8 protein-coding genes are annotated in these 10,394 nt (G+C 68.8%); 6 read left to right on the top strand and 2 right to left on the bottom strand.

Translation table 11 applies throughout. The features are described from left to right. Positions 1-10: 10 nt before the first annotated feature. Entirely contained in the window at positions 11-517 is a 507-nt protein-coding gene (locus ACFWP5_RS22705; RefSeq protein WP_384159424.1) for a hypothetical protein, read from the bottom strand. A 234-nt stretch (positions 518-751) separates the two neighbouring features. Between ACFWP5_RS22705 and ACFWP5_RS22700 the strand changes: the two genes are divergently transcribed. From ACFWP5_RS22700 to ACFWP5_RS22680, 5 genes are all read left to right on the top strand, one after another. After that, positions 752-2,227: an ABC transporter permease gene (locus ACFWP5_RS22700; RefSeq protein WP_384159343.1), complete on the top strand. Its 1,476-nt coding sequence runs from the start codon at positions 752-754 to the stop codon at positions 2,225-2,227. Between the two features lie 212 nt (positions 2,228-2,439). Next, entirely contained in the window at positions 2,440-3,126 is a 687-nt protein-coding gene (locus ACFWP5_RS22695) for an ABC transporter ATP-binding protein (RefSeq protein WP_384159340.1), read from the top strand. A 329-nt stretch (positions 3,127-3,455) separates the two neighbouring features. Further along, positions 3,456-6,791, top strand: coding sequence for a S8 family serine peptidase (locus ACFWP5_RS22690; RefSeq protein ID WP_384159337.1), 3,336 nt, complete (start codon positions 3,456-3,458; stop codon positions 6,789-6,791). Between the two features lie 83 nt (positions 6,792-6,874). Continuing rightward, positions 6,875-7,645, top strand: a complete 771-nt coding sequence (locus ACFWP5_RS22685; protein ID WP_384159334.1) for a group II truncated hemoglobin — start codon at positions 6,875-6,877, stop codon at positions 7,643-7,645. A gap of 34 nt (positions 7,646-7,679) precedes the next feature. Continuing rightward, the gene (locus ACFWP5_RS22680) at positions 7,680-8,192 is read left to right on the top strand and encodes a hypothetical protein (RefSeq protein WP_384159331.1); all 513 of its coding nucleotides are present in this window, start codon (positions 7,680-7,682) and stop codon (positions 8,190-8,192) included. Here the strand turns inward: ACFWP5_RS22680 and ACFWP5_RS22675 are convergent. Next, a complete protein-coding gene (locus ACFWP5_RS22675) occupies positions 8,182-9,114 on the bottom strand; it encodes a helix-turn-helix domain-containing protein (RefSeq protein ID WP_384159329.1) in 933 nt (310 codons plus the stop codon). The genes ACFWP5_RS22680 and ACFWP5_RS22675 overlap by 11 nt on opposite strands. A 171-nt stretch (positions 9,115-9,285) precedes the next feature. Between ACFWP5_RS22675 and ACFWP5_RS22670 the strand changes: the two genes are divergently transcribed. Next, positions 9,286-10,326, top strand: coding sequence for an NAD(P)-dependent alcohol dehydrogenase (locus ACFWP5_RS22670; RefSeq protein WP_384159327.1), 1,041 nt, complete (start codon positions 9,286-9,288; stop codon positions 10,324-10,326). Positions 10,327-10,394 lie beyond the last annotated feature (68 nt).

Genomic DNA, 10,394 nt, shown 5'->3' with positions numbered 1-10,394 from the left:
CCGTCCCCGCTCATCCCCGCACCTCCGCGTCCACCGCCGCCGCCTCCGGCACGACCCCCGTCACCGGCGGAAACAGCACTCCCTCGCCCTCGGTACCCACATCCAGGGCCACTCCGCACGGCACATCCACAGAAGGCACCGCCGAGTCCAACAAGCGCGCTCCCAGCAGCCGTTGATACGGCCACTCCCGCCCGCCTTCACCCCTCGCGATCGCGAACCTCGCCAACGCCGACTCGTTCGAAAACGCGTAGATCCACCGGATACCGCCGAAATCGCCGACCAAGGGTGCGTTGTCCTCGTCGGTGGGAACCAGTACCGCCGTACGACGGAACTCGCCCAGCAGCACCGCGAATTCATGCCGTCTGCGCACGGCATCGCCGCTGTTCAGGGGCTCGAACTCGGTGATTGGTGCAGGAGGTGGCTCCGCCTCGCCCATCTCCGCGTAGTCCAGCAACCGGGACCGTCGTATGCCCCTGGCCTCGCCGGTCTCCCCGGCGTCCTTCCCGCTGTTCTCCATGTCGTTTCCCCCGCGATCGGACATGGGTGAAATCATCACACCAGCACATCGCGTACGGCAACGCGGATACCCGCAACAGGATCTGACCGGCGCCGAAAGCATCGTAAAACGGTATAGAGCGCAACCCTATTGACAGCCCCACGCAGGCTCATTCTTTGGCCATGGACAGCCTTCTCATCGTTCTCTTATGTCGGCCTTATGGCATCATCACGCGCTGTACCTAGCTTGCGGGCCATGTTCTTCACCTACCTGAGGCGCGAGTTGCGCCGCCGCAGAAAAGCGGCCCTCGTCGTCGCCTCCGGCCTCGCACTCGGCATTGCGCTGGTCATCGTGGTCAACTCCGTGTCCTCCGGCATGGGGAAGGCACAGGACAAGGTCCTCCAGTCGCTGTACGGACTCGGTACGGACATGACCGTCACCAAGGCGGCCACGCCCACAGCGAGCGGCTCGCAGCAGCCGCGGTTCCAGTTCGACGCCAACAACAACGACGACAGCAAGACGCAGAGCAGTGACCGCGTCATGGTCCAGGGCTTCACCACCCTGGCCTCCACCACCGTCACCAAGGTGGCGGGGCAGAAGGGCGTCTCCGACGCCGTTGGCGGGCTCAGCCTCAACGTCGTCAAGGTCGACGGGCAGTTCACCCGCGGCCAGTTCCAGCAGGACCAGGGCAGCGGCAGCACCGGAACCGGCGGTAACCGCGGTGGTGGCACCGGCGCGCCGCAGGGCGAAGTCACCGGTGGTGGCGCCAACTTCAACATCAACTCGTACTCGGTCTACGGCACGGACGTCACCAAGCCCGCGCTCGGCCCGCTGACCTCCTCGAAGATCACCAGCGGCCGTACCTTCACCACCGCCGAGGCCAACTCCAAGGTCGTCGTCGCCGACTCGGCGTACGCCAAGGAGAAGAAGCTCAAGGTCGGTTCGACCGTCACCATCAAGAGTGTCAAGTACAAGGTCATCGGGATCGCCACCGCCACCAGTGGTGACGCGGCGGCCAACCTGTACGTCCCGTTGACGCAGGCGCAGACCCTGAGCGGTGACAAGAACAAGGTCACCACGATCTACGTCAAGGCGTCCGACTCCAAGCAGATCTCGGCCGTCAAGAAGACCATTCAGGGCAATGTCTCGGGTACGACGGTCACCACGTCCGCCGATCTCGCGGACACCGTCTCCGGGTCCCTGTCCACCGCCTCCAGCCTCGCCACCAGCGTCGGCAAGTGGCTGTCGATCGCGGTCCTGATCGCCGCGTTCCTGGTCGCCGGTCTGCTCACCTCCTCGGCGGTCTCCCGCCGGGTGCGGGAGTTCGGCACGCTGAAGGCGCTCGGCTGGAAGTCGGGCCGGGTGACCCGGCAGGTGGTCGGCGAGGCCATCGTCAACGGTCTGGTCGGCGGCGTCCTCGGTATCGCGCTCGGCCTGGCGGGCGCGTACGTCGTGACCGCGATCAGCCCGACCCTGTCGGCCTCCCTCGGCAGCACGGGCGGCGGCGGTGGGGCTGGCGGTCCCGGTGGCGGCGGTGGTGGCGGTGGCTTCGGCGGTGGCCGGCAGGCCGCGGCCAAGACGCTGGACGTCGCACTCACCGCGCCCGTCAACGGCGCCACCATCGCGCTCGCGGTCGGTCTCGCCGTGGCCGGCGGTCTGATCGCCGGTGCCTTCGGCGGCTGGCGCGCCTCCCGGCTGCGCCCCGCGGACGCCCTGCGCCGCGTCGAGTAGCCGACCGAATCACCGGAGCGGGTCCGGCGTGGTCGGCAGCAGCGGTACTGCAACGCCCCAAAGGGGCGCGAGGCTGTATCGATATGCGGCTACCGCCGCGCGAGCGCGACCAGCCACGACGGGCCCGCAGACGCACGACGGCGTAACGCGGCACATCCAGCGGAGCGCTCCCGCGGGCCCCAACCCCCTTTACTTCTCCCAGGAGTTGCACCATGTACGAACTCAGAGGCGTCACCAAGCGCTACTCGCGGGGCAAGGAAGTCGTCCACGCCCTCGACGGCATCGACCTGACCATCGGCGACGGCGACCGCCTGGTCATCCAGGGCCCCACCGGCGGCGGCAAGTCGACGCTGCTGCAGATGATCGGCGCCCTCGACCGGCCCAGCTCCGGTGAAATCATCCTGGACGGCGTGGACTTGGCGAAACTGTCCGAGGCCAAGCTCACCAAGGTGCGCAGCGAGAACATCGGGTTCGTGTTCCAGTCCTTCAACCTGATCCCGACGCTCACCGCGCAGGAGAACGTCGAGACCGCCCTCGTACCGCTCGGCATCAAGGCGAAGATCCGGCGTGAACGGGCCGCCGAGGCGCTGGTCTCGGTCGGTCTGGGCGAGCGGGCCAACCACCTGCCCGGCGAGATGTCCGGCGGCCAGCAGCAGCGTGTCGCCATCGCCCGCGCGCTGGTCAAGCAGCCCAAGGTACTGCTCGCCGACGAGCCGACCGGCAACCTCGACGAGTCGATGCGCGACGAGATCATGGACGTACTGGAGCGCATGTGGAAGGAGCACGGGCTGACCTTCATCATGGTCACCCACGACTCCGCCATCGCGAAGAAGGCCCCGCGCCTCGCCACCATCCGCAAGGGGAAGATCACGGTGAAGGAGAACGCCGCGTCCAAGTAGCCAGCGCCGCGTTCAAGTAGCCAACGCCGGGTTCAAATAACTCGGGTGCGGTGCAAGGGAGTTCGGCGCTCGGGTGAGATGACTTCGCGGCTCCCTACCGGAGTTCTCGCGAGCTTCACCCGGCGACTGCGTAACGGAGTCCGCGCGACGGCGTAACAGTTCGCGGACGCGCATCCTTACCCTCCTCTCATCTCTTGAGCGGGTGATCACCCCTCGGCATACTGCGTATTCCGGGGGGTGTCACGCACGGGTGTGCGGGCCTTCCCCCGGCCGGGTGAACGGGGAATTCGCCCGGTACCTCAGCTCCAGGGGGAGCCTTGCGCAGACACGTGAAGAGAGCGTGCGCGGCCACCGTCGCCGCGTCCGCCGCCGTAGCCCTCGCCGCCGGTATGACCAGCCCGGCGTCCGCGAAGTCCGAGCAGAGCGCGACCAGTTCCGGTCAGCGTGCGGCCGGTGCCGCACAGGCCCGCCTCAAGGGCGGCCACCACATCACCCTGATCACCGGCGACCGCGTCACCGTCGATGCCAAGGGCCGGGTCGCCGGTCTGCAGCCGGCAAAGGGCCGTGAACACATACCGGTTCAGGTCCGCAAGCTCGACGGGCACACGCTCGTCATACCCGTCGACGCGGCCCAACTCGTCGCGTCCGGCAAGCTCGACCAGCGGCTCTTCGACGTCACCGAGCTCAACAAGTCGGCGGAGCGGGCCTCCCAGAAGGCCGGTCTGAAGGTGATCGTCGGCTACCAAGGGGCCGCCACCGCGACCAAGGCCGACGTCCGGGACGCGGGCACGCTGCGCCAGTCCCTGAAGACGCTGAACGCCGATGCCGTCCAGACCCCGCAGCAGGACGCGCCCGAGCTGTGGAAGGCCGTCACCAACGGCGACAAGTCGGCCTCCGGTATCGCGCACGTCTGGCTCGACGGCGTCCGCAAGGCCAGCCTCGACAAGTCCGTGCCGCAGATCGGCGCCCCGAAGGCGTGGGCGGCCGGCTACACGGGCAAGGGCGTCAAGATCGCCGTACTGGACACCGGAGTCGACGCCGATCACCCGGACCTGAAAACCCAGGTGATCGAGTCCAAGAACTTCTCCACGGCCACCGACGCGAACGACCACTTCGGTCACGGCACGCACGTCGCCTCGATCGCGGCGGGCACCGGTGCGAAGTCGCACGGCAAGTACAAGGGTGTCGCGCCCGACGCGAAGATCCTCAACGGCAAGGTTCTCGACGACAACGGCTCCGGTGACGACTCCGGCATCCTCGCCGGCATGGAGTGGGCGGCCCAGCAGGGCGCCGACATCGTCAACCTGAGCCTCGGCGGCCAGGACACCCCGGGGATCGACCCGTTGGAGGCGGAGGTCAACAAGCTCTCCACCGAGAAGGGGATTCTGTTCGCGATCGCCGCGGGCAACGAGGGCCCCCAGTCGATCGGTTCGCCCGGCAGCGCGGACGCGGCCATCACGGTCGGCGCGGTCGACGGCAACGACAAGCTCGCCGACTTCTCCTCCACCGGCCCGCGCGTCGGCGACGGCGCCATCAAGCCGGACGTCACCGCGCCGGGCGTCGACATCACCGCCGCCGCGGCTCCGGGCAGCGTCATCGACAAGGAGGTCGGCGAGAACCCGCCCGGCTACCTGACCATTTCGGGTACGTCGATGGCGACCCCGCATGTCGCCGGTGCCGCCGCGATCCTCAAGCAGGAGCACCCGACCTGGGGTTACGCCGAGCTGAAGGGCGCGCTCACCGGGTCCGCGAAGGGCGGCAACTACACGCCGTTCGAGCAGGGTTCGGGCCGTATCGCCGTCGACAAGGCCATCAAGCAGAGCGTCGTCGCCGACCCGGTGTCGGAGAGCTTCGGCGTCCAGCAGTGGCCGCACACCGACGACACCCCGGTCACCAAGCAGGTCACCTACCGCAACCTCGGCACCGCGGCCGTCACCCTCAAGCTCACCGCGGCGGCCACCAACCCCAAGGGCCAGGCGGCTCCTTCGGGCTTCTTCAAGCTCGCCAAGACGTCGGTGACCGTACCGGCCGGCGGCACCGCCTCGGTCGGCCTGACCGTCAACACCAAGCTGGGCGGCACGCTCGACGGCGCCTACTCCGCGTACGTGACGGCGACGGGCGGCGGACAGAGCGTCCGTACGGCCGCGGCCGTGCTGCGTGAAGTGCAGTCGTACGACCTCACGTTGAAGTTCGTCAACCGTGACGGCAGCGCCGCCCAGTACTACAGCGCCACGGTGGCGGGCCTGTCCGGCCTCGGCGCCGGCGGCTACTTCGCTCCGTACGACGCCTCGGGCACCGTCAAGGTCCGTGTCCCCAAGGGCGGTTACATCCTCGACGCCGGGATCTTCGTGGACCCGGAGGACGCCTCCAAGGGCGCCGACTGGATCGCCCAGCCCAAGCTGGACATCACCAAGAACACGTCGGTCACGATCGACGCCCGCACCGCCAAGCCGGTCGACATCACGGTGCCGGACACCGGCGCCAAGTCGGCCTTCGCGTCGCCGGTTTATTCGCTCACGACGGCCGACGGCGGGGCCTCCTTCGGCTGGTTCCTGGACACGTACGCCAACTTCCGCTCCGCGCACCTCGGTCCGCAGATCACCGACGGTTCGCTGTCCGAGCAGTGGGACGCGCACTTCGTCAAGGGCGACGACGAGCAGTACGACACCACGACCGGCAGCAAGGTCAAGCAGCTCGCCACCGGCTACACCAAGCACTACAAGGCGAGTGAACTCGCCACGGTGAAGACCCGGTTGGGCGCCGCCGCGAGCGGCAAGACCGGCTCGGTCGCCGCCTTCGGCTGGCTGCCCGACAGCTTCGGCGGCTCCTCCGTCGGCATCCAGCAGAAGCTGCCCGGCACCCGCGTCCTGCACGTCTCCACCGTCAACGGGGTCAAGTGGGAGCTGGACTTCGAGCAGGACGGCGGGCTCGACGCCGACGGCTTCCCGATCACGGAGGCCTCCTACTCGCTGAACAGCCTGCAGAACTTCAAGGGCGGCCAGACCTACTCCAGGACCTTCAACACGGCGGTCTTCGGCCCGCACCTCGACGCCGACTACGGCGTGTTCCGCACCGGCAACGAGATCTCCGGGTTGGTGCCGCTGTTCGCCGACTCCCAGAAGAACGCCGGCTCGTCGCTGTTCACCTCGGTCAACACGACGCTGTACCGCAACGGCACGAAGGTGGGCTCCAACAAGGACCCGCTGTTCGGCGAGGAGGCGTTCAAGGTCCCAGCCGCCAACGCCTCCTACAAGCTGACCACTTCGGTCATCCGCAGCGTCAAGGTCGCCGCCGCCTCCACCCGGATCGACGCGAGCTGGACGTTCTCCTCGAAGAAGCCGGGCGGTTCCGGCATCGCCCAACTCCCGGTCTCCACGGCCCGCTTCAACGCGGTCACCGGCCTGGACAGCCGCGTCGCGGCCGACAAGAAGGCGACCTTCCCGGTCACCGTCGAGGGCGCGGCAGCCGGCCGCAACCTCAAGTCCCTGGGCGTGTGGGTGTCGTACGACTACGGCCAGACCTGGAAGAAGGTCCCCGTGGTCAACGGCAAGATCACCGTCACCAACCCGGCCAAGGGCAAGGCCATCTCCTTCCACGCGAAGATCGCCGACAAGAAGGGCAACAAGTCGACGATCTCGATCTACAACGCGTACTACGGCAAGTGAGCCGCTAGTACCTGAGTAGGCCGACAGCGAACGGCCCGCCGGAAGTGCAGCTTCCGGCGGGCCGTTCGTGTTTCTGTGGCCCTATGACAGCCCAGACCGTCGAGTACATCCGGTACCGCATCCCCGAGCAGCGGTCGGCGGAGTTCCTGGCCGCCTACACCCGCGCGGCCCGCCAACTGGCCGCCGCCCCGCAGTGCGTGTCGTACGAACTGGCCCGCTGCGAGGAGGACGCCGAGCACTTCGTCCTGCGCATCACCTGGACATCGACCGAGGCGCACCTGGAGGGCTTCCGCCGGTCGGAGCTGTTCCCGCCGTTCCTCGCCGAGATCGGCCCGTACGTCGAGAACATCGAGGAGATGCGCCACTACGAGCCGACACCGGTACGTGGCAACGGCTCCGCCGTCCCCACCCTGTACACCTGGGCGGGCGGCGCGGAGGCCTTCTCCCGGCTGACCGAGGTCTTCTACGACAAGGTGCTCAAGGACGACCTCCTCGCGCCCCTCTTCGCCGACCTGGCCCCCGAGCACGCCCGGCACGTCGCCCTCTGGCTCGGCGAGGTCTTCGGCGGCCCGGCGACCTACTCCGAGACCCAGGGCGGCCACGGTCACATGGTCGCCAAACACTTCGGCAAACACATCAGCGAGCCCCAGCGCCGCCGCTGGGTCGACCTCATCCAGGACGCGGCGGACGACGCGGGCCTGCCGACGGACGCGGAGTTCCGGTCGGCGTTCGTCGCGTACGTGGAGTGGGGGACGCGGCTGGCGGTGTACTTCTCCGGCCCGGACGCGCAGCCGCCGGCGGAACAGCCGGTGCCGCGGTGGAGTTGGGGGTCGATGCCGCCATATCAGGGGTGACATCGCCGTATCGGGGGTGCCATAGGGTCACCGCATGACCGTCGCCGTGACCGCCATGATCACCGCCGTCGTCGGTGTGCTCGGCACGCTCTTCGCGCCCGTCCTCAGCCAGCGCCTCACCGCCCGGCAGCGCGCGGAGGAGGCCCAAGTCGCGGAGCGCAGGCGGAGGTTCGAGGAGCGGCGGGACGCCTACACCGCGATGAACCGCTCCTCGCGCCAGTTCCACACGCTGCTCAAGGACGCCCTGCACCGCATCCGCGACGGTGTCTACACCGAGCTGGAGCGCGACCAGTTGGAGGAGGCGCGGCGGGACTACCGGGACCGTTACGCCGAGGCGCAGATGATCGTGCCCGAGCGGATCCTGGACGCCTCCCGCTCGGTGAACCAGGTTCTCGCGGGCGTCGACGCCGTCGTAAAGCGCCTGGATCGTGGCCTCGCCCGGGACGGTGAGAGTGCCGAGGAGGCGCTGGTCGAACTGAAGGCGGCCGAGCCGCGGTTGGCCGCGATGCGGCGGTTGATGCGGGCGGATCTGGGCGTCACGGAGTGAGGTCGGGGCGCTGGGTCGATGTGCCTGCCCGCGTCGCGTCCGTGCCCCAGCTCGCCAGCAGCCGTAGGGCGTCGGCGGACGGGGAGCCGGGCTCCGCGTGGTAGGTGATCAGGGACTGCTCGGAGCCGTCGCTCAGGCGGAAGCCCTCGAAGTGCAGGGTGAGGTCGCCGACCAGGGGGTGGTGGAGGCGCTTGACGCCGTAGGTCTTCTCCTTGACGTCGTGCGTGGCCCACAGGCGTCTGAACTCCTCGCTCTTGACGGAGAGTTCGCCCACCAGGGCGGACAGGCGCGGGTCGTCGGGGTGGCAGCCCGCGTCCATGCGGAGCATGCTGACGATGTCGGTGGCCTTCTGCTCCCAGTCCACGTACAGCTCGCGATACTCGGGCCGCAGGAACACCAGCCGCGCCCAGTTCCGCTCCTGCGGCGGCAGCTCCGACCAGTCGCCGAAGACGGCCGCGGCCATCCGGTTCCAGACGAGGATGTCCGAGCGGCGGCCCGAGATGTACGCCGGGACCGTCTCGATCGAGTCGAGCAGCTGCCGTAGCGGAGTCCGCACGTGCTGGGTGGGGGCCGACGGCTTCTTCTTGTGCTGCTTCGGCTTCGCGAGGTGGGTGAGGTGCGAGGACTCGGCGTCCGACAGGCGCAGCGCGCGGGCGATCGCGTCGAGGACCTCCGCCGACACGTTCCGCCCGTTGCCCTGCTCCAGGCGTGTGTAGTACGCCACCGACACCCCGGCCAGCTGTGCCAGCTCCTCGCGGCGCAGCCCGGGCACCCTGCGGTGCCGCCCGAAGTCCGGCAGCCCCACGTCCTCCGGCTTCAGCCGGGCCCGCCGGGTGCGCAGGAACTCGCTCAGCTCGGCCCGCCGGTCCAGGGGCCGGCCGGGGTTCGAGGGCTCGGCTGCGGGTTCGGGCTGTTCGTCCATACGGTCCAGTATTCCCGGTCGTACGCCCAGGAGCCTGACCTCGCTGGTGGTAGGCACAGTGGACGTACGCAGAAGCGTGGCCTGGGTAGCCGTCGGGCTTTCGGGCAGGCTAGGCATCGTGCCCGGTCAGAAGGCGGCCGGGCGCGCATCCCCCGCTAGGAGAGTTCCGGCATGACCACAGTCGCCGCATACGCCGCCCCCGCCGCCAAGGCTCCCCTGGAGCGCACCACCATCGAGCGCCGGGCCGTGCGTGAGTTCGACGTCCTGATCGACATCAAGTTCGCCGGTATCTGCCACTCGGACATCCACCAGGCCCGCGAGGGCTGGGGCGAGGCCATCTTCCCGATGGTCCCCGGCCACGAGATCGCCGGCGTCGTCTCCGAGGTGGGACCCGGCGTCACCAAGTTCCAGGTCGGCGACCGGGTGGGCGTCGGCTGCATGGTCGACTCCTGCCGCGAGTGCGACAACTGCAAGGCGGGCCTGGAGCAGTACTGCACCGGCGGCAACGTCGGCACGTACAACTCCGTCGGCAAGGACGGCGAGCCCACCTACGGCGGCTACTCCGAGAAGGTCGTCGTCGACGAGAACTTCGTCCTCGGCATCCCCGAGGGCATCTCCCTCGACGAGGCCGCGCCGCTGCTCTGCGCCGGCATCACCCTGTACTCGCCCCTGCGGCACTGGAACGCCGGCCCCGGCAAGAAGGTCGCGATCGTCGGCATGGGCGGCCTCGGCCACATGGGCGTCAAGATCGCGCACGCGCTCGGCGCGGAGGTCACCGTCCTCTCGCAGTCCCTGCGCAAGCAGGAGGACGGCCTGAAGCTGGGCGCCGACCACTACTACGCGACCAGCGACCCGAAGACCTTCGAGGAGCTGAAGGGCACCCTCGACCTCATCGTCTCCACGGTGTCGGCCCCGCTGGACCTCGGCGCGTACCTCTCGCTGCTGAAGACGGACGGCGCGCTGGTGAACGTGGGCGCCCCCGAGGAGCCCGTCTCCCTCAACCTGTTCTCGGTGATCGGCGGCCGCAAGACCCTCGCCGGTTCCGGCATCGGCGGCATCCAGGAGACCCAGGAGATGCTGGACTTCTGCGCCGAGCACGGCTTCGGCGCCGAGATCGAGCTGATTTCCGCCGACCAGATCAACGAGGCGTACGAGCGGGTGCTGGCGAGCGATGTCCGCTACCGGTTCGTGATCGACACCGCCACGATCTGACGGCAGCCGGGGTACCTGTCCCGGAAAAGTGTGACACTTCCGCGAAAAGTGTCACACTTTTCCAGACC

This window comes from Streptomyces sp. NPDC058469 (assembly GCF_042721125.1).
In the GTDB taxonomy this organism is placed as follows: Bacteria; Actinomycetota; Actinomycetes; order Streptomycetales; family Streptomycetaceae; genus Streptomyces.
This window is presented reverse-complemented; position numbering and strand designations above follow the sequence as displayed.